Below are 18,415 nucleotides of genomic sequence, written 5' to 3' on the forward strand. Positions count from 1 at the left end.
ATCCGTCGAAGCGCCGTCGACCCGTAGACGACGGACTGGTTCCGCCGGGTGAACGAAGGAGTTGAGATGGGCGTTCCGGTCATCGTGGAAGCAGTACGCACGCCGATCGGCAAGCGCGCCGGGTGGTTGTCAGGCCTCCATGCAGAGGAGTTGCTGGGCATCACACAGCGCGGTCTCATCGAGAAGGCCGGTATCGACCCGGCACTCGTAGAGCAGGTCATCGGCGGTTGCGTCACGCAGGCCGGCTCACAGGCGGGCAACGTCTCCCGCAAGGCGTGGCTGTCCGCCGGACTCCCCGAGCACACCGGCGCCACGACGATCGACGCCCAGTGCGGATCGGCCCAGCAGGCCAACCACCTCATCGCCGGGCTCATCGCCTCGGACGCCATCGAGGTCGGCATCGCCTGCGGCGTGGAGACGATGACCACCGTGCCGCTCGGTGCGAATGTCGGCACCAGCGCCGGCCCGTACCACGCGGACTCGTGGAACGTTGACCTGCCGAACCAGTTCGAGGCGGCCGAGCGCATCGCGAAGCGTCGCGGGATCACCCGCGCCGACGTCGACGGACTCGGTGAGCGCAGCCAGCGCCTCGCCCGTCAAGCCTGGGACGAAGGCCGTTTCGGCCGCGAGATCCTCTCGTTCAAGGCGCCCGAACGGACCAAGGAGGGCGAGTTCACCGGCAACATCATCGACGTCAGCCGCGACCAGGGCCTGCGTGAGACCACCCTCGAATCCCTCGCTGCACTCAAGCCCGTCATCGAGGGCGGCATCCACACCGCCGGAACGTCGTCGCAGATCTCCGACGGCGCAGCCGCTGTCCTGATCATGGACGAGGCGAAGGCCCGCGCACTCGGACTGACCCCGCGCGCCCGCATCAAGGCGCAGGCGCTCGTCGGTTCGGAACCCCACTTCCACCTCGACGGCCCGGTCCAGGCGACCGAGCGCGTCCTCGCGAAGTCGGGGATGTCGTTGTCCGACATCGACATCGTCGAGATCAACGAGGCCTTCGCCTCGGTCGTGCTCAGCTGGGCCCAGGTCCACAACGCCGACATGGATCGCGTCAACGTCAACGGCGGCGCCATCGCCCTCGGACATCCCGTGGGCAGCACCGGTTCCCGCCTCATCACGACCGCACTGCACGAGCTCGAGCGCCGCGACGGCCAGACCGCTCTCATCACGATGTGCGCTGGCGGCGCCATGGCCACCGGCACCATCCTCGAGCGCATCTGAGTATCGGATGCCCCTCCTCGACCCGGACAAGAAGCCCGCACAGCTCGATTCGCCGATCGTCGGCACACTCATCAAGGTCGGCTCGCGGATCAACACGCGGCTGTACAAGGCGACCGGCGGCCGGATCGGTGGCACCTGGCGCGTCGGCGCGGGCCTGAAGAAGCCCGCGCCGGTGTGCCTGCTCACCACCATCGGCCGCAAGTCGGGTGAACCCAGGACCGTGCCGCTGGTCTACCTCCGGCGCGGCGACCAGTTCGTCGTCGTCGCGTCGCAGGGCGGCTCGGCGAAACACCCTGCCTGGTACCTCAACCTGCGCGACAACCCCAGCGTCACAGTCCAGCTCGGCAAGGAGACGTTCGACCTCACGGCGCGTACCGCCACCGAGGCCGAACGCGCCGAGGTGTGGCCGGAACTGGTCGAGGTCTACGCGGACTTCGACACCTACGTCGCGTGGACGGACCGAACGATCCCGGTCGTCATCTGTGAGCCGGCGCAGCGCTAACCCGGTCGCGCCAGCTCCCGCACCGCCGCACCGGTCCAGGCGTCGAGGAACGCCCTGAGTTCGTCGCCGCTCCGGTGCGACACGGCGTCGAGCACCATGGATTGCAATGTGCGCAACACGATCTCGGCGATGAGGTCGAGTGCGGCGTCGTCGTGGCAATGGTCGGTCCAACTGGCCTCGAGCCGGTCGACCATCGTGCGTGCGAATCGTCGGGCGTCGTCGGAGGTGAATCCGCCGACCACCGGCACGCTCAACTTGTCCGCTCGTAGCAGCAGGCCGACGTAGTCGTCTTCGGCGAGTTCTTCGAGCACTGCGGCAATACCCTCCACGATCGCCGCGTCGGGTTCGGTGATGCCGGCCAGCCGCGTCATCACTCGTTCGAGAAGCCCTTCGACGGCGTCGAATGCGGTCGCCGACAACAACTCCTCAATCCCGGAGAAGTAGCGGTACACCGTCTGCCGGGTGACTCCCAGCTCGCGTGCGACGTCGGCGATGCTGGTGGCCGTGCCGCGCCGATCGATGGTCGTGCGGGTCGCCGCGAGGATCCGCGCGACCGCCTCGGCGTCGTTGACGGGTACCCGACCACTCCAACCATGTGTGCGCATCAGCTCACGAGCCTACCCCTCAAGGCTCGCTGCGCTCGCTCCTCAGGCAGCTGGACCAGCAGTTTTCCGGCGACCGCTTCGACTGACCATACGATTTCATAGTTGGTGTATGGTGTGGTGACGTGGCACACAGTGCACCCGCGTGCCCGTCGACCGGAGGTTCGAGATGACGACACCGACCAGGGCCGGCCCGTTCCACGACGGCTTCGACTTCACCGATCCCGACCTGCTCCAGCAGCACGGCATGCCGGTGCGGGAGTTCGCCGAGCTACGACGCACCGCGCCGGTCTGGTGGAACGCGCAACCGGAAGGTACGTCCGGCTTCACCGACGGCGGATTCTGGGTGATCTCCAAGCACGCGCATATCCGTGAGATCTCGAAGAACCACCAGTTGTGGTCCACCAACGCCAAGGGCGCGATCCTGTGCCTGCCCGACTACGTGACCCCGGACCAGATCGAACTGACCAAGGCACTGCTCATCAACCATGATCCGCCGGAGCACACTCGACTGCGAAAGATCGTGTCGCGCATGTTCACTCCGCGCTCCGTCGCGCTGCTCAAGGAACAGCTGACCGCCTCGGCGCACGAGATCGTCGAGGCCGCGGCCGCGAAGGGCAGGGGCAACTTCGTCGACGACATCGCCGTACACCTTCCCCTGCAGTCGATCCTGGACCTCATCGGCGTCCCGCAGGCCGATCGCGAGCGCCTCCATGTGCTCGTCGACGCGATGATCAACAACGATGATCCTGAGGAAACGATCGACCCGGCAACCGCGAATGCCGAGGTACTCGGTTACGCCTATGCGATGGCCGAGGAACGACGCAACAACCCCACCGACGACCTCATCACCACCCTCATCGAGGCCAACATCGACGGCGAGGGCATGACCGAGATCGAGTTCGGATTCTTTGTCGTCCTGCTCATCACCGCCGGCAACGAGACCACCCGCAACGCGACCTCGCACGGGATGAACGCTTTCCTGGACCACCCGGAGACGTGGGATCTGTACAAACGCGAACGTCCCGCGACCGCCATCGAAGAGATCCTGCGGTGGTCGACACCCGTTCACGGCTTCCAGCGAACCGCACTGGCCGACACCCGACTCGGCGACGTCGACATCGCGGCCGGCCAGCGCGTCGGGCTGTTCTACAGCTCCGCGAACTTCGACGAAGAGGTCTTCGACGACCCGTTCACCTTCGACATCACGCGAGATCCCAACCCCCACCTGTCCTTCGGCGGCAACGGCGCCCACTTCTGCATCGGCGCCAACCTCGCCCGGCTCGAACTCAACCTGATCTTCAACGCCATCGCCGACACCCTGCCCGACATCGCACGACTCGGCGAGCTGCGTCGCGTGCGATCGGGCTGGCTGAACGGGGTCAAACAGCTCGACGTCGCGTATCGCAGCTGATCACCGGGTTCACCGGGTTGCCGCCGAAACCCATGCGGCAGAATCTCGTCCGGACCAGTTCGCCAGGGTCTCGACGGGTCCCGCCCCGTCGCGGGGTTCGACGACGACGCCGAAGGGGACGTTCGGGTCCTGGCGGATCTCGGGCCGGATGAACCGGCGGACGATCGCGAGGGTGGCGGTGGCGGCTTCCGGAACCGCTTCCGACGGCTGCCCGGTCGCCACCGCGAGATCCCATCCGTGCACGATCGTCTCGTTGACGTAACCCCACAACGCGCCGGCGCCGGGCACCTCACCCCACGGCACCTGCACCATCCTGGCGAGCACGGCGTCGTCGGACCAGAGGCCGACCGCCCGCGCCACGACCGTTGCGTACTCCTGCGCGTCGAAACGGTCGGCGATGAACGGCATGGCCCGTACGTCGACCCCCTCGGGTAGCGCCGCCGCTCGTTGGGCCGTCGCCAGCAGATGGGCCCCGAGCGTGCGGACGTCGAACTCGTCGCACGGCGTCGGCGCGGCCAGCTGCTCGGCGGTCACCTCGGAGAGCAGTCCGGTGACCCAGGTGGTGGCGGCCGCGAAGGCCGGGCGGGGATCCGGTGGGGTGGTCGGTGCGTTCATGTTCTTTCCTCTCTCGCTGACTGACGAGTCCAGTCAAACCGTGAAACCTGACATCTTCTGTCATATTTTTGCGAGATGATTGGGCATGCGCGCCGAACGCCTCATCGCGGTCCTGATGCTGCTCAAGAGACACGATCGGGTGACCGCGTCGACGATCGCCGCCGAACTCGGGGTGTCGGAGCGGACCGTGCTGCGCGACATCGAGGCACTCTCGCTGTCCGGGGTCCCGGTGTACGCCGAGCGCGGCAGGCACGGCGGCTTCTCGCTGGTCCCCGGCTACCGCACCGACCTGACCGGTCTGACAGTCGAGGAGGCGACCTCACTGCTCGCCGGAACGGGTCGGCTCGACTCCCCCGCCTTCGCCAGTGCGATGCGCAAGGTCACCGCGGCCATTCCCGAGGCGTACCGGGGAACCGCGGTCAGGGCCGCACAGCGGGTACTCGTCCGTCCCGAGGGATTCGTGCGCAGGCCGGAAGAACTCCATGCGCTCGATCCGGTGCAGTTCGCGGTCTTCGCGGGCAGGCGTATCCGCACCCGCTACCGCCCGCGCGACGCCGACGAGGCACGCGAACGGCTTCTCGATCCGGTCGGACTCATCATCGCCGGCGACACGTGGTACCTCGTCGCACACGGTGCGGGGTCGCGTGAGGGGACCGAGGAACGGATGTACCGGTTGTCCCGGATGAGCGAGGTCGAGGTCCTCGACGAGCCGGCGGTACGCGACGAGGACGTGGATCTCGACGAGATCTGGCAGCGTCGGCGCGCGGCGTTCCGGTCCTCGTTCGATCCGGTCGACGTGGTGGTCGACTGCGCCCCCGCGGACGTCGAGACGCTCCGGGCAACCGCACTCTCCGCAGAGACGCTGAGTGATGCCGGAGATCGGCAGCGCGTCGGACTCCGGTTCGCCGACCATCGGCATGCCGCCGGTGCGTTGTGGGGCTTGATGTTCGACCGCGACATCGTCGTACTCGAACCGGAGTGGGTCCGGGAGACCCTGGCCGACCGCGCCCGGGCAGTCCTCGCACGCCACTGAGAACCGCCCATGCGATCTGCCCCTGGAGTCGACCCTCCACAGGCGGTTCGGCGAATATGTCGACGGCCCGGCCACAGCGGGCGTTTTCAGGGGTGCTTGTCAGGAGCGGTTCTCAGGTGGACGTCTGAGGTCAGCCGACCCCGCGCTCGGAGTCGGCCCAGTACTGCGACCGCAGCGCCTTCTTGTCCGGCTTGCCCAGGGCGGTCAGCGGCAACGACTCGGCGAAGATGACCCGCTTCGGCGACTGCACCGCACCCTTGCGGTCCTTGACCGTCTGCTGGATCTCGGCAGTGATGCGTTCCTTGGCCGCGTCGTCGGCGTCCGCATCGGCACGCAGGACGACGATCGCCGTGACGGCCTCACCCCACTTCTCGTCGGGCACACCGATCACGCCGACCTGGCCGACGGCCGGATGCTCGGCCACGACGTCCTCGACCTCGCGGGGGAACACGTTGAAGCCGCCGGTGACGATCATGTCCTTGGTGCGGTCGACGATGAACCAGAAGCCGTCCTCGTCTTCACGCGCGACGTCGCCGGTACGCAGCCATCCGTCGCGGAAGGTCTCGGCCGTCTGCTCCGGGAGGCCGAGGTAACCACCGGCGAGAAGCGGTCCGGCGACACAGATCTCGCCCGGTTCGCCCTGGGGGACGGGCTTGTCGTCGGGGCCGAGGAGAGCCGTGCGCAGGAACGCCGACGGCCGGCCGCAACTGCTGAGGCGACGCTGGTCCTCCCCCGGACCCGGATGATCGCCCTTGGCGAGGTAGCTGATCACCATCGGCGCCTCGGACTGACCGTAGTACTGGGCGAAGATCGGGCCGAACCGTTCGATCGCCTCGGCGAGACGCACCGGATTGATCGGCGACGCACCGTAATACACGGTTTCCAGCGACGACAGATCACGCGTCCGCGAATCCGGGTGATCCATCAGCGCATACAGCATCGACGGCACGAGCATCGTCGCCGTGATCTTCTGTTCCTCGATGGTCTTGAGGACCTCGGCGGGGTCGAACTTCGACAGCACCACCATCGACCCGCCCTTCATGAGAGTCGGGATGAAGAAGGCCGCACCCGCATGCGACAGCGGGGTGCAGAGCAGGAACCGCGGGTGTTCCGGCCACTCCCATTCGGCGAGCTGGATCTGCGTCATGGTCGCCATCGCACGCGCGGTTCCGATGACGCCCTTGGGTTTTCCGGTGGTCCCGCCGGTGTAGGTGATCGAGACGACGTGCTCGGGTGACAGATGCGCGGCGACAAGCGGCTTCGGCTCGAAGTTCTCCGCCTCGGCGATGACGTCACGGGCCTGCGCCGACAACTGCTCGGGCACCGGACCGAGGGTCAGCACCTGCTTCAGGCCGGGGACGCGTTCGAGCAGGGCGGCCGCCCGCTCGACGAACATCGGCACGGGGTCGATGATGAGGGTCGAGACGCCGGCGTCGGCGAGGACGTAGGCATGGTCGTCGAGCGAGCCGAGCGGGTGCAGCGCGGTGCGTCGCCATCCCTGCGTCTGGCCGGCCCCGATGACGAAGAGCACCTCCGGACGATTCAGGGCCAGCAGACCGACCGCCGTGCCGGTGCCCGCGCCCAGACCCTCGAAGGCCTGGATGTACCGGCTGATCGCGGCGGCCATCTCACCACCCGTCATCTCGGTGTCCCCCAGGGACAACACCGTGCGATCGGCATGGCGCTTGAGCGCGGCGACCATCAGGTCGCCCATGTGCGTGCCCCCGCGAAGGTGATCGAAGTCGGTCGGTGCGGTCGTCGTGCCCTCGTTCGTCATGCCACAAGACTAGGACGTGTTACAGGTTCTCGAAAGAACCTCCACCAAAATGGCGGTTCTGATGCGTAGAACCTGTTCTAACTCGACGCCGCCGGCACGGTTTCGAACCCACGATGCCGAGCCCCGGAAGGGCCGGGGGTGTCCTAGGATCGAAGCATGACTGATCTTGACCTGGCCACCACTCGCCGCGACATCGCCGACGCCCTGCTCACCGCGCTTGAGCGGCGACACGAGGTCCTCGACGCCATCGTCGACGCGGAGAATCACGACGAGGCCGTCACCGCCATCGTCGAGCTGCTCGGCAAGTCGCAGCTGGGTGCGAAGGCGATCCTGGACATGAAGCTGAACCAGCTGACCAAGGACGAGCGCCGCAAGAATCAGGCTGAGCTCGACGACCTCAACAACGCCCTGACCTTCACCCTGGTGGAGCGTCCGGCCAGTAGCGGGGACACCCTCGACCTGCGTCCGTTCGACCCGCAGGCCGACGCCGAACTGTTCGCGGCCCGTACCGACGAACTCGGCACCGCAGGCGACGGTTCGGGAGCACCGGCCGGTGACGTCGCCGCCGAGATCAGCGCCGCCACCGACCGCGTCGACGCCGAGGAGGCCGTGTGGCTCGTCGCCGTCGAGGGAGACTCCAAGGTGGGCTTCGTCTTCGGCGAGCTCAAGAACGGCGAGGTCGACCTGCGCATCTGGATTCACCCGCAGTACCGCAAGTCCGGCTATGGAACCGCCGCCCTGCGCAAGTCGCGCTCGGAGATGGCCGCGTACTTCCCCGGAGTGCCGATGGTCGTGCGCGCACCCGGCGCCTAGTCTCACAGCACGAAACGGCCGAACCCACTGCCCGACGGGGTGGTGGGTTCGGCCGTTTCGTCGTCGTTCTCCGTTGCAGGTCAGGCGGATTGGGGCCGCGGCAGCCCGAACCGCGCGACGATCGCGCGAATCCGGTTCTCCTCGTCGACGACGAACGTCTCCGACACCGGGGCACCGAGGCGCAGTGCCCGCGGGCGGACGTGCACCACGTAGCGAGTGGTGACGCTGTGCCCGTCGACGGTCGCGGTGAAGTCCGAGACGCGATGGATCAGGCGGAACTGCGGACCCTTCGCGAGGCTGCGGGCGATGTGCGGTCCGTTGCGCCCCGTACGCACGCCGAACTCGACGCGGGTGCAGTCGGGATGCAGCGACACCGCTGACGGGTCGTGGCTGACCAGGGCGTCGACATACGCCCGGGCCGCCGCGACCCGCTGTTGGTCTCTGTCGTCCGCCGAGGTCACCGCGCGCCGTAGACCGGCATCGGGACCGGCGCCTTGGCCAGGATCTCCTCGATCACCGGGCCGAGCTCGGCGACCTCCCAGCGAGAACCCTTGTCGCGCTCCACACTTCGCTGCCAGCCGTCGGTCACCGAGACCTTGCCGCCCTCGACCTCGAAGACCCGGCCGGTCACCGACCCCGCCTCGGGTGAACCCAGCCACACCACGAGCGGCGAGATGTTCGCCGGGTCCATCGCGTCGAAGGAGCCATCGGCGGGTGCGGCCATCTGTGCGGCCATCTCGTCGCCGGCGCCCATCGTCATCTGGGTTCGGGCCGCGGGCGCGATCGCGTTGACCGTGACGCCGTAGCCACCCAGCTCGGCGGCCGCCTGGATGGTGAGCGCGGAGATTCCCGCCTTCGCGGCGACGTAGTTGCCCTGGCCCACCGAGCCGTACAGTCCGGCACCGGAACTCGTGTTGATGATCCGCGCCTGCGGGGTGCGGCCGGCCTTGGCCTCGGCGCGCCAGTAGGCCGCGGCATGGCGCAGTCCGACGAAATGCCCCTTCAGGTGCACGCGGATGACGGCGTCCCACTCATCCTCCGAGAGCGACACCAGCATCCGGTCGCGGACGAAACCGGCGTTGTTGACGAGGATGTCGAGTTGACCGAACGTCTCGAGCGCCGTGGCGACCATGGTCTCGCCGCTCGCCCAGTCCGCGACATCGCCCACCGATGCAACGGCTTCGCCGCCGGCCGCGCGGATCTCGTCGACGACCCCGGCAGCCAGGTTCTCCGCGTAGTCATTGACCACGACCTTGGCGCCGTCGGCGGCGAAGGCGAGGGCGTGAGCCCGACCGATGCCCTGTCCGGCACCCGTCACGATGACGACGCGGCCCTCATTCAACTTGCTGCTCACGGTGTTTCCTTTCTGAACTGCAAAGACTTGTGGATCAGATGAATCAAACGGCATTGCCGGCGGTCGCGGCGTCGAGGAACGCGGGCTTCTCGCCCCCGCCGTGCACGGTGAGCGTCGAACCGCTGATGTAACCGGCGAGCGGCGAGAGCAGGAAGGCAACGGCGTTCCCGACGTCGACGGGCGTCGCCATCCGGCCCAGCGGGATGGTGGCGCCGACGGCCGCGACCCCGGCATCGTCTCCGTAGTGGAGGTGCGACTGTTCGGTCTCGACGGGTCCGGCGACGACGGAGTTGACCCGCACCTTCGGGGCCCATTCCACGGCCAGCGAGGTCATCAGGTTGTCGAGGCCGGCCTTCGCCGCACCGTAGGCCGAGGTGCCCGGCGAGGGTCGGTGCCCGCTGACGCTCGAGACGTTGACGATCGCGCCACCGTCCGGCTGCGTCTGCATGACCGCGTTCGCCGCCTTGGCCACGGCGAGCGGCGCCAGGAGGTTGAGGTCGACGATCTTGCTCGCGAAGCGGACCGAGGCGTCGGCGGCCAGCGCGAAGGGCGACCCACCGGCGTTGTTGACCACCCCGTCGAGGCGTCCGGCCCGGCCGACGATGCCGTCGACCATCGCCTCGACGGCGGCGGCGTCGCGGACGTCGCAGGAGAAGAAATCGAACTCGCGGAGGTCGTCGGCCAGGCTGTCGGCGTTGCGACCGCAGATCACCGGACGGGCACCCAGGCACGAGAGCACCCGGGTGATACCCGCCCCGACGCCGCGCGCGCCTCCGGTGACCAGGACAACCTTCCCGACCAGGCCCAGCTCGGCCTGTGACTGCGTCTGCATGGGTGCTACCCTACCAAACAACCAAGCACTTGCTTGGTTCAATGCTTGCGCAGCCCACGAGGTTGCCAAGGCAGCCACGAGAGGAGCACGCGTGCCGATCACCACGACACGTACCGAATCCGGCATCGTGACCATCACGGTCGACTACCCGCCGGTCAACGCGCTGCCATCGGCGGCGTGGTTCGAACTCGCCGATGCGGTCACCGCAGCCGGCGTCGACCCGGCGACGCATGTCGTGGTGTTGCGCGCCGAAGGACGCGGCTTCAACGCCGGCGTCGACATCAAGGAGATGCAGGCCACCGAGGGCTTCGACGCCCTGATCGGCGCCAACCGCGGATGTGCGGCGGCCTTCGGCGCCGTCTACGACTGTGCGGTCCCGGTGATCGTCGCGGTCAACGGCTTCTGCGTCGGCGGCGGCATCGGCCTGGTCGGCAACGCCGACGTCATCGTCGCCTCCGACGACGCGGTCTTCGGCCTTCCCGAGGTCGATCGCGGAGCACTCGGTGCAGCAACACATCTCGCCCGCCTGGTGCCGCAGCACATGATGCGCACCCTCTACTTCACCGCGAAGAACGTGACGGCCCAGCAGCTCGAGCATTTCGGTTCGGTGTACCGCGTCGTGCCCCGCGAGGAGCTCCTCGACGCCGCGCTCGAGGTCGCCGAGGCCATCGCCGCCAAGGACACCCGGGTCATCCGGGCGGCCAAGGAGGCCATCAACCACATCGACCCGGTCGACGTGAAGGCCAGTTACCGCCTCGAACAGGGCTTCACCTTCGAGCTGAACCTGGCCGGCGTCGCCGACGAACATCGCGACGCCTTCGTCTCGACCGGTAAGCCCCTCGCCTCGAACGCTTCTGACAACGGAGGACACGCCTGAGATGCCGACCGACAAGACAAGCACCCTCGACGACGTCGTCGCTGAACTCCGCGACGGCATGACCATCGGCATCGGCGGCTGGGGTTCGCGCCGCAAGCCGATGGCACTGGTCCGCGCGATCGCCCGCTCGGACGTCAAGGACCTCACGGTCGTGACCTACGGTGGCCCCGACCTCGGATTACTCTGCGCCGCAGGCAAGGTGCGTCGCGCCTACTACGGATTCGTCTCCCTCGACTCCGCCCCCTTCTACGACCCGTGGTTCGCCAAGGCACGCACCAACGGCGAGATCGAGGTGCGCGAGATGGACGAGGGCATGGTCAAGTGCGGCCTCGAGGCCGCGGCCGCCCGTCTACCGTTCCTCCCGATCCGCGCCGGACTCGGCTCCGACGTCCTGAAGTTCTGGGAAGGTGAACTCAAGACGGTCCAGTCGCCCTACCCTGATGCCGACGGCCGGACCCAGACGCTGATCGCGATGCCCGCGCTGAAGCTCGACGCCGCCTTCGTCCACCTCGATCTCGCCGACGCCCACGGCAACGCCGCCTACACCGGCGTCGACCCGTACTTCGACGACCTCTACTGCGCGGCCGCCGAGCGCCGCTACCTGGAGACCGACCAGCTCGTGTCGACCGAGGTGCTCGTGAAAACCGTTCCGCATCAGCGACTCCTGCTGAACCGGATGAACGTCGACCGGGTGGTGCACACGCCCAACGGCGCCCACTTCACCTTCGCGGGTGCCGGGAGCGCAGCGAGCGGGCCCAATGTCACAGCTGACTACGGGCGGGATGAGAAGTTCCAGCAGTTCTACGTCGCCAGCGCCAAGGAACCCGACACCTGGGAGGCATTCTCCCGCAGGTTCCTCCAGGTCGACGAGGAGACCTACCAGCGCGAGGTCAGCGCATGGCAGGACGAGCAGAAGGAGGACGGACAGTGAGCACCGTCGAGAGCCAGGCCCCCGCAGAAGTGGGTCGTGCCGAGTACTGCGTCATCTCGTGTGCCGACATCTTCTCCGGTGCAGGCGAGATCATGGCGTCGCCGATGGCGCCGGTGCCCCTGCTGGGAGCCCGCCTGGCGCGCCTCACCACCGAACCAGACCTGCTGATCACCGACGGCGAGGCGCTGATCTTCGCCGACACCCCGGGCATCGGCAAGTCGGGCCCCATCGAGGGCTGGATGCCGTTCCGCAAGGTATTCGACGTCGTGGCGTCGGGCCGTCGCCACGTGGTCATGGGCGCCAACCAGATCGACCGGTACGGCAATCAGAACCTCTCCGCGTTCGGCCCGCTGCAGAAGCCGACACGCCAGATGTTCGGTGTGCGCGGCGCGCCCGGCAACACGATCAACCACCCGACGAGCTACTGGGTGCCCCGCCACTCCGCCCGGGTCTTCGGAGACTCGGTGGACATCGTCTCCGGCGTCGGCTTCGACAAGGTCGACCCGGCCAACCCGGCGTTCGACGATCTCGACATCCACCGCGTCGTCACCAATCTGGGCGTCTTCGACTTCGGCGGGGCGGATCACACGATGCGCGCGCTGTCGCTGCATCCGGGGGTCACCGCCGACGAGGTCGCAGAGAACACCGGCTTCGAGATCGAGGGTCTGGCCGACGCGCCGGAGACGCGGCAGCCCACCGCCGAGGAACTGAGCCTGATCCGAGACGTGCTCGATCCCAGGGGCGTTCGCAACAAGGAAGTCCGATGAGTCCGGCCAGGGCTGCGGGCCTGTCCACCTCGTTCACCGAACTCGTCGGGATCGAGTACCCGATCGTGCAGACCGGTATGGGCTGGGTGTCCGGGCCGTCGCTGACCTCGGCGACGTCGAACGCCGGCGGTCTCGGCATCCTGGCGTCGGCGACGATGACCTACGGCGAGCTCGAGGCGGCCATCGCCAAGACAAAGTCGTTGACCAGCAAGCCTTTCGGTGTGAACATGCGTGCCGACGCCACCGACGCACCGGAACGGATCGATCTCCTGATCCGTGAAGGCGTCAAGGTCGCGTCGTTCGCGCTCGCCCCGAAGCCCGAGTTGATCGCGAAACTCAAGGACCACGGCATCGTCGTGATCCCGTCGATCGGCGCGGCCAAGCACGCGGTGAAGGTCGCGTCGTGGGGCGCGGACGCCGTCATCGTGCAGGGCGGCGAGGGCGGCGGCCACACCGGCCCGGTCGCGACCACCCTGCTGCTGCCGTCGGTGCTCGATGCCCTGGCAGCCAAGAACATCGACATGCCGGTCGTCGCGGCCGGCGGCTTCTTCGACGGTCGCGGACTGGCCGCGGCGCTCGCCTACGGCGCCCAGGGCGTCGCGATGGGTACCCGCTTCCTGCTGACGTCGGACAGCGCGGTCCCCGACTCGGTCAAGCACGAGTATCTGCAGCGCGGGCTCAACGACACCGTCGTCTCGGTGAAGGTCGACGGTATGCCCCACCGCGTGCTGCGTACCCCGCTCGTCGAGGCACTCGAGAGCGGCAGCCCGGTGAAGGCGCTGTTCGCCGCCGCGCGAAATGCCAACGAGTTCAAGCAGATGACCGGCATGCGCTGGACCACCATGCTCAGAGACGGTCGCACGATGAAGAAGTCGGGCGAACGCACGTGGCAGCAGGTCATCATGGCCGGGAACACCCCGATGCTGCTGAAGGCCGGTCTCGTCGAGGGCGACACCCGCGCGGGTGTCCTCGCCTCGGGTCAGGTCGTCGGCATGATCGAGGACCTGCCCAGCTGCGACGAGCTGATCCAGTCGATCATGCACCAGGCCCACGAGCGGTTGAAGACGCTCGGGTCGCTGGGTTGAGCAGAATCGCTACTTCGGGCCACCCCTCTGCTGCCTGAGGTGCGAGCGGAGCGAGCCACGAAGGGCCGCCGACGTCATGTCAGCAGGCCTTCGTGGCTCGTCGCTTTCGCTCCTCGCACCTCAGGCAGCGAGGGTCGGGCTACTTCGCCGCCGTGAGCGTCCAGCCGGCGGCTGCGGTGCGCTGGTTCCAGAACTCCATGTAACGGCCACCGCGGCTGAGCAATTCGTCGTGGGTGCCGATGTCGTCGACGCCGCCCGCGTCGTCGAGGACGACGATCTGGTCGGCGGCGGTCACGGTCGACAGCTTGTGCGCGATGACGAGCACGGTGCTGCGGTCGGCGAGGCGGCGGATGGATTCCGCGACGTGCGCCTCGTTCTCCGGGTCGAGGGCGGATGTCGCCTCGTCGAAGAGCACGATCGGGGCGTCCTTGAGCAGCGCGCGTGCGATCGAGACACGTTGGCGCTCACCACCGGACAGGGCCGACCCGCCTTCGCCGACCACGGTCTGCCAGCCATCGGGCAGACGCTCGACGATGGACGTGACGCCGGCGGTCTCGGCAGCCGCGCGGATCTCGTCGTCGGTGGCGTCGGGGCGACCGAGTTTGATGTTCTCCCAGAGGGTGTCGTCGAAGAGGTAGACGTCCTGGAAGACCTGCGACAGCTGGCCCATCAGTGCGCCGGTCTCCTGGTCGCGGACATCGGTGCCCCCGACCTTCACCGAACCGCCGTCGACGTCGTAGAACCGGGCGATCAGCCGGAAGATGGTCGATTTGCCCGAACCGGACGGTCCGACGAGTGCGGTCATCGTGCCCGGCTGCGCCCGCACGGACACGTCCCGCAGCACCGGAGTGCCGTTCTCGTAACCGAAAGCGACGTGGGACAGTTCGACCGCGCCCGGCTCGGTGATCGGCTTCGGCTGATCCGGGACGGGCATGCGGTCGGTGTCGAGGACACCGGTGATGCGGTTGATCTCGTCGGTCGACATGCGCAGCGTCGAACCGAGCTCGGCGAGTTCGCCGATCGGGCCGAAGAAGCGGGCCGCGAGTCCGAACACCGCGACGAGCAGGGCAGGCTCGATGTGGCCGGCCACCGCGAGCCAGGCACCGAGGGCGAGGACCGCGCTGAACACGACCTGGACCGACAGGCCGTTGAGCAGGATGCCGAGGATCGATCGCCAGAGCATCGACTTGCCCACGCGCGCTTGCTGACCGAGCGCCTCGGCCAGCGGTGCGTGAGCGGAGTCGGCGGCGCCGAAGGCACGCAACACCGCCTGGCAACGCGCGTACTCCAGCACCCGGTTGTTGACCTTCACGGCCTCGGCCCGCTTGCGGCGCTCGGCCTTCGCCAGGAACCGGCTGGACAGTTTGCCGATGTACATGAGAACCAGCGTTCCAGCGACCATCAGCAGGCCGATGCGCCAGTCGAACAGGCAGATCCCGATCACCACGACCACCGAGCTGACCGTGTTCACGACGACCGGCGTGATGTAGTGCGCACCGGTACTGCCGACGAACATCGTTCCCTTGACGGCGATCTGCGAGACGTCGCCGATGCGTTCGCGGGTGAACCAGCCGAGAGGCAGCGTCACCATGTGATCGCCGAGCCGGTGATGCAGCATACGCATCGCGTACAGGGCCATCGTCATGCCCTTGAGGGACTGGACGTAGGCGCTGACCGTGCAGATCAACACCAGAACGGCCAACGGCCACAACCACTTCGCGGCGGCCGAGAGGTCACCGTCGAGAAGGTTCTCGGTGATCGGGACGAGCGTGAGCATCGCCAGGCCCTGCGCGACGCCGTAGAGGACGACCCAGCTCAGAAAGACGACCATCCGGGCGCGCTCGGAACCCAGGATCGTGTAGAAACCGCGGATCATCGCGCCACCTCGTCACTTCCGACCGCGCCGAGCGCGATCTTCTCGTCCTGCCGGGTGGTGCCGGCCTCGTAACTGGCCCACATCGACGCGTACAGACCGCCGTTGGCGACCAGTTCGTCCTGACGTCCCTGTTCGACGACGCGCCCGCGATCGAGCACGACGATGTTGTCCGCGTGGGTGATCGAACCGAGCCGGTGTGCGATCACGAGGACCGTCCGGCCGACCATCAGCGCACCGATGGCCTGCTGGATCTGGGCCTCCGACTCCGGGTCGGCGAAGGCGGTCGCCTCGTCGAGAACCAGGATCGGGGTGTCGGCGAGCAGGGCGCGGGCGATCGAGACGCGCTGCGCCTCACCGCCGGAGAAGTGTGCGCCGTCGCCGACGACGGTGTCGTAGCCGTCGGACAGTTCCAGGATGCGTTCGTGGATCCGGGCCGCGCGGGCGGCGTCGTGGACCTGCTCCTCGGTGGCCTCGGGCCGGCCGAGTCGGATGTTGTCCCGCACCGACATCGTCAGCAGCTGCACGTCCTGCAGCACGAAGCCGACGTGGCGGTAGAGCTCGGTGGGGGCGATGTCGCGGACGTCGACGCCGCCGATGCGCACCGAGCCGGAGTCGGGATCGCCGAAGCGCGGGAGCAGTGTCGCCAGCGTCGACTTACCGCTGCCCGACGGCCCGACGAGCGCGGTCACGGTACCCTCGGCGAGTTCGACGCTGACGCCGTCTAGCGCCTTCACCCCGGACGGCATGCCGAGACGCGGCGGATAGGTGAAGTGCACGTTCTCGATGCGCACGTCGTGGCCGGCGGGAACCTGCGGGTTCTCCGGGACGGCGAGCTCGGGTTCGGCGAGCAGGTCGGCGATGCGCAGTGCCGCAGCCGATGCCTGCTGGCGGGTGTGAACCGCAGTGGAGACGGTGAGCAGCGCGGTCGGCAGGATCATCGCGATCAGCGTCGAACCGACCAGCTCGATCGGCGTGACCCAACCCTTGTCGACGAGCCAGTAGCCGACACCGAGGTTGACCAGCAGGATCAGCGGAGCGGAGATCAGGACCGTGGTGATGGCCTGCACGCGCAGCATCGGACCCATGTACCCGGCGAAGTCGTCGTTGAACTCGTCGGCGGCATCGATGAAGCGGCGGTGGGCCTTTCCGGTCTGCCCGAACGTCTTGACCACCGCGACACCGGCGATGAACTCGACGATGGTGGCGCTGATACGGGCGACTCCGGTGTCCATCTTCTCCATCTCGGCGGTGAGATCTCGCGCCATGTACGAGTAGGTCAGGGCGTACAGCGGCACGGTGGCGATGGCCAGCAGACCGAGGCGCCAGTCGAGGATGAAGCAGTAGATCAGCGCGAAGATCGGCGACAGGACCGCCGCGGTCGCCTCGACCTGTGCGTGGGCGACCAGATAGTGCAGGTCCGCGACGTCGTTCTGCACCGACTTGCGCACCGCGCCCGAACTGGTGCGGCTGAACCAGCCGAGCGGCAGCCGGCCGAGCTTGTCGGCGATGCGGATTCGGAGTTGCGCCTGGAGGTCGAGGTCGGCGAAGTGGGTGATCGCCAGCGCGAGGAACGCGAACAGGGCGCGCGCCGCGAGCCCGCCGACGACGAGCCACACCACCAGCCACACCCGCCCGGTGTCGGTGGGTCCCGGGGCCAACAGGGTGCGACCGAGTTCGACGATGCCGATGAACGGCACGACGGTCGCAGCGGAGGCAAGGATCTGGACGAACTGGGCGAGAACGGTGCGCGTCTTCACCGGCGCCAGGACATCGGCGAGAGCCGCCGACTTGGCCTTGGCCTCCGCCCGGGCCTTGACCCGCGCGGCCTTCGGATCATCGGGCGCGTGCTCGGGTTCCGGAGTCGGCGTGGGTGCGGCCACTTGTGTTCCGCCAATTGTCATATCCGCACCTTAGCGACACCCGAGAGACGTAGGGAAAGGTACCCTAACTTCCTGGGATCAGCGGGGCAGGATGCCGTCCAGGACGATCGACAGGTATTGGTCGGCGATCGACTCGACGGTCATCGGACCTCCCGGGCGGTACCAGCGCACGGCCACCCACACGGTGTCGCGCATGAAGCGGTAGACCAGTTCGACATCGAGATCCGGACGGAACTCACCGTCGTCGACACCACGCTGCAAGACCGCGTGCCACAACTGCCGGAACTCGACGTTCAGCTCGCCGATGTAGCCGAAGCGCTCCTGCCCCGACAGCCGCTTGGCCTCGTCCTGGTAGATCGCGACCGCGTTGCGTTCCGCGTCGATGGACTCGAACGACGCCACGACGAGTCCGCGGAGCGTCTCGCTTGCCGAGAGTCCCGCTCCGGCGATCTCGCGGTAGCGGGCGAACAGGTCGTCGAGGAATCGGCGCAGGATCTCGTCGACCATCGACTCCTTCGAGTCGAAGTGGTGATAGAGGCTTCCCGACAGGATTCCCGCGGCGTCGGCGATGTCGCGAACCGTCGTCGAACGCAGGCCGTTCTCGGCGAACATCCGCCCGGCGGTGGCGAGCAACTCGTCGCGGCGCGACGAACGGACGGCGGTGTCGGCGCCGGCTTTGTCATTGGTCTTCGTCTGGCCACGTGGGGACACGCATCCTCCTGGAGAGTCTGCCCATCACCCTAGCAAGCGCTTGGCCGGGAACGTCGTACGACGAACCTGGCCAAGCGGAGCTGCTATGCGCAGGTCATGCGCGGCAGTGTCACGCG

At 67.8% G+C, this 18,415-nt stretch carries 18 protein-coding genes; 9 read left to right on the forward strand and 9 right to left on the reverse strand.

Annotated elements, in window-relative coordinates; all coding sequences use genetic code 11:
• Positions 1-66 precede the first annotated feature (66 nt).
• Both GOALK_RS20160 and GOALK_RS20165 read left to right on the forward strand, forming a co-directional pair.
• Entirely contained in the window at positions 67-1,230 is a 1,164-nt protein-coding gene (locus tag GOALK_RS20160; protein ID WP_006360692.1) for a steroid 3-ketoacyl-CoA thiolase, read from the forward strand.
• A 7-nt stretch (positions 1,231-1,237) separates the two neighbouring features.
• On the forward strand, positions 1,238-1,732 hold the full coding sequence (locus GOALK_RS20165; RefSeq protein WP_006360693.1) for a nitroreductase family deazaflavin-dependent oxidoreductase: 495 nt from the start codon (positions 1,238-1,240) through the stop codon (positions 1,730-1,732).
• Here the strand turns inward: GOALK_RS20165 and GOALK_RS20170 are convergent.
• Positions 1,729-2,337 carry a TetR/AcrR family transcriptional regulator gene (locus GOALK_RS20170; protein WP_006360694.1) on the reverse strand — a complete coding sequence of 203 codons (609 nt, stop codon included), beginning with the start codon at positions 2,335-2,337 and terminating at the stop codon, positions 1,729-1,731. The genes GOALK_RS20165 and GOALK_RS20170 overlap by 4 nt on opposite strands.
• Positions 2,338-2,503: 166 nt before the next feature.
• Here GOALK_RS20170 and GOALK_RS20175 point away from each other — a divergent pair, with 166 nt between their 5' ends.
• Positions 2,504-3,748: a cytochrome P450 gene (locus GOALK_RS20175; RefSeq protein ID WP_006360695.1), complete on the forward strand. Its 1,245-nt coding sequence runs from the start codon at positions 2,504-2,506 to the stop codon at positions 3,746-3,748.
• A 9-nt stretch (positions 3,749-3,757) separates the two neighbouring features.
• On the opposite strand, the gene GOALK_RS20180 is transcribed toward GOALK_RS20175, so the two are convergent.
• Positions 3,758-4,363, reverse strand: coding sequence for a TIGR03086 family metal-binding protein (locus GOALK_RS20180; RefSeq protein ID WP_006360696.1), 606 nt, complete (start codon positions 4,361-4,363; stop codon positions 3,758-3,760).
• A gap of 85 nt (positions 4,364-4,448) precedes the next feature.
• Here GOALK_RS20180 and GOALK_RS20185 point away from each other — a divergent pair, with 85 nt between their 5' ends.
• Positions 4,449-5,396 (forward strand): helix-turn-helix transcriptional regulator, encoded by a 948-nt coding sequence (locus GOALK_RS20185; protein ID WP_006360697.1) that lies wholly within the window; start codon positions 4,449-4,451, stop codon positions 5,394-5,396.
• Between the two features lie 130 nt (positions 5,397-5,526).
• Here GOALK_RS20185 and fadD8 read toward each other — a convergent pair whose 3' ends face one another.
• Positions 5,527-7,173 (reverse strand): fatty-acid--CoA ligase FadD8, encoded by a 1,647-nt coding sequence (gene fadD8, locus GOALK_RS20190; RefSeq protein WP_006360698.1) that lies wholly within the window; start codon positions 7,171-7,173, stop codon positions 5,527-5,529.
• A gap of 156 nt (positions 7,174-7,329) precedes the next feature.
• Between fadD8 and GOALK_RS20195 the strand changes: the two genes are divergently transcribed.
• Positions 7,330-7,986, forward strand: a complete 657-nt coding sequence (locus tag GOALK_RS20195) for a GNAT family N-acetyltransferase (protein WP_006360699.1) — start codon at positions 7,330-7,332, stop codon at positions 7,984-7,986.
• An 80-nt stretch (positions 7,987-8,066) separates the two neighbouring features.
• Here the strand turns inward: GOALK_RS20195 and GOALK_RS20200 are convergent, their stop codons facing one another.
• The 3 genes from GOALK_RS20200 to GOALK_RS20210 are packed head-to-tail and all read right to left on the reverse strand — an operon-like array spanning position 8,067 to position 10,172.
• Complete coding sequence (locus tag GOALK_RS20200) at positions 8,067-8,447, reverse strand: DUF8021 domain-containing protein (RefSeq protein WP_006360700.1); 381 nt, start codon at positions 8,445-8,447, stop codon at positions 8,067-8,069.
• On the reverse strand, positions 8,444-9,340 hold the full coding sequence (locus GOALK_RS20205) for an SDR family oxidoreductase (protein WP_006360701.1): 897 nt from the start codon (positions 9,338-9,340) through the stop codon (positions 8,444-8,446). Before GOALK_RS20205 ends, GOALK_RS20200 begins: the two co-directional genes overlap by 4 nt.
• 43 nt (positions 9,341-9,383) lie before the next feature.
• Complete coding sequence (locus GOALK_RS20210; protein ID WP_006360702.1) at positions 9,384-10,172, reverse strand: SDR family oxidoreductase; 789 nt, start codon at positions 10,170-10,172, stop codon at positions 9,384-9,386.
• Positions 10,173-10,263: 91 nt separating this feature from the next.
• Here GOALK_RS20210 and echA20 point away from each other — a divergent pair, with 91 nt between their 5' ends.
• From echA20 to GOALK_RS20230, 4 genes are read left to right on the forward strand one after another with little or no spacing between them, the layout of a single operon-like run.
• Positions 10,264-11,049 (forward strand): (7aS)-7a-methyl-1,5-dioxo-2,3,5,6,7,7a-hexahydro-1H-indene-carboxyl-CoA hydrolase, encoded by a 786-nt coding sequence (gene echA20, locus GOALK_RS20215; protein ID WP_006360703.1) that lies wholly within the window; start codon positions 10,264-10,266, stop codon positions 11,047-11,049.
• A 1-nt stretch (position 11,050) separates the two neighbouring features.
• The gene (locus tag GOALK_RS20220; RefSeq protein ID WP_006360704.1) at positions 11,051-11,980 is read left to right on the forward strand and encodes a CoA transferase subunit A; all 930 of its coding nucleotides are present in this window, start codon (positions 11,051-11,053) and stop codon (positions 11,978-11,980) included.
• Entirely contained in the window at positions 11,947-12,747 is an 801-nt protein-coding gene (locus tag GOALK_RS20225) for a CoA-transferase subunit beta (protein ID WP_373278722.1), read from the forward strand. Before GOALK_RS20220 ends, GOALK_RS20225 begins: the two co-directional genes overlap by 34 nt.
• The gene (locus GOALK_RS20230; protein ID WP_006360706.1) at positions 12,744-13,832 is read left to right on the forward strand and encodes an NAD(P)H-dependent flavin oxidoreductase; all 1,089 of its coding nucleotides are present in this window, start codon (positions 12,744-12,746) and stop codon (positions 13,830-13,832) included. Before GOALK_RS20225 ends, GOALK_RS20230 begins: the two co-directional genes overlap by 4 nt.
• Before the next feature lie 139 nt (positions 13,833-13,971).
• Here the strand turns inward: GOALK_RS20230 and GOALK_RS20235 are convergent, their stop codons facing one another.
• Genes GOALK_RS20235 through GOALK_RS20245 form a run of 3 tightly spaced genes read right to left on the reverse strand, consistent with a single transcriptional unit; the run spans position 13,972 to position 18,299 of the window.
• A complete protein-coding gene (locus GOALK_RS20235) occupies positions 13,972-15,708 on the reverse strand; it encodes an ABC transporter ATP-binding protein (protein ID WP_006360707.1) in 1,737 nt (578 codons plus the stop codon).
• Positions 15,705-17,609, reverse strand: a complete 1,905-nt coding sequence (locus tag GOALK_RS20240) for an ABC transporter ATP-binding protein (RefSeq protein WP_006360708.1) — start codon at positions 17,607-17,609, stop codon at positions 15,705-15,707. The genes GOALK_RS20235 and GOALK_RS20240 overlap by 4 nt, the downstream gene beginning before the upstream one ends.
• Before the next feature lie 57 nt (positions 17,610-17,666).
• On the reverse strand, positions 17,667-18,299 hold the full coding sequence (locus GOALK_RS20245) for a TetR/AcrR family transcriptional regulator (RefSeq protein WP_006360709.1): 633 nt from the start codon (positions 18,297-18,299) through the stop codon (positions 17,667-17,669).
• Positions 18,300-18,415: the final 116 nt, after the last annotated feature.

The organism is Gordonia alkanivorans NBRC 16433 (assembly GCF_000225505.1).
In the GTDB taxonomy this organism is placed as follows: domain Bacteria; phylum Actinomycetota; class Actinomycetes; order Mycobacteriales; family Mycobacteriaceae; genus Gordonia; species Gordonia alkanivorans.

Bases quoted from the DNA above. Each gene is read 5' to 3' on its own strand.
- GOALK_RS20225 (WP_373278722.1), top strand. From the start codon at position 11,947: ATGGCAGGACGAGCAGAAGGAGGACGGACAGTGAGCACCGTCGAGAGC.
- fadD8 (WP_006360698.1), bottom strand. From the start codon at position 7,173: ATGACGAACGAGGGCACGACGACCGCACCGACCGACTTCGATCACCTT.
- GOALK_RS20170 (WP_006360694.1), bottom strand. From the start codon at position 2,337: ATGCGCACACATGGTTGGAGTGGTCGGGTACCCGTCAACGACGCCGAG.
- GOALK_RS20195 (WP_006360699.1), top strand. From the start codon at position 7,330: ATGACTGATCTTGACCTGGCCACCACTCGCCGCGACATCGCCGACGCC.
- GOALK_RS20220 (WP_006360704.1), top strand. From the start codon at position 11,051: ATGCCGACCGACAAGACAAGCACCCTCGACGACGTCGTCGCTGAACTC.
- GOALK_RS20230 (WP_006360706.1), top strand. From the start codon at position 12,744: ATGAGTCCGGCCAGGGCTGCGGGCCTGTCCACCTCGTTCACCGAACTC.
- GOALK_RS20240 (WP_006360708.1), bottom strand. From the start codon at position 17,609: ATGACAATTGGCGGAACACAAGTGGCCGCACCCACGCCGACTCCGGAA.
- GOALK_RS20165 (WP_006360693.1), top strand. From the start codon at position 1,238: ATGCCCCTCCTCGACCCGGACAAGAAGCCCGCACAGCTCGATTCGCCG.
- GOALK_RS20185 (WP_006360697.1), top strand. From the start codon at position 4,449: ATGCGCGCCGAACGCCTCATCGCGGTCCTGATGCTGCTCAAGAGACAC.
- GOALK_RS20235 (WP_006360707.1), bottom strand. From the start codon at position 15,708: ATGATCCGCGGTTTCTACACGATCCTGGGTTCCGAGCGCGCCCGGATG.
- GOALK_RS20210 (WP_006360702.1), bottom strand. From the start codon at position 10,172: ATGCAGACGCAGTCACAGGCCGAGCTGGGCCTGGTCGGGAAGGTTGTC.
- GOALK_RS20160 (WP_006360692.1), top strand. From the start codon at position 67: ATGGGCGTTCCGGTCATCGTGGAAGCAGTACGCACGCCGATCGGCAAG.
- GOALK_RS20175 (WP_006360695.1), top strand. From the start codon at position 2,504: ATGACGACACCGACCAGGGCCGGCCCGTTCCACGACGGCTTCGACTTC.
- GOALK_RS20180 (WP_006360696.1), bottom strand. From the start codon at position 4,363: ATGAACGCACCGACCACCCCACCGGATCCCCGCCCGGCCTTCGCGGCC.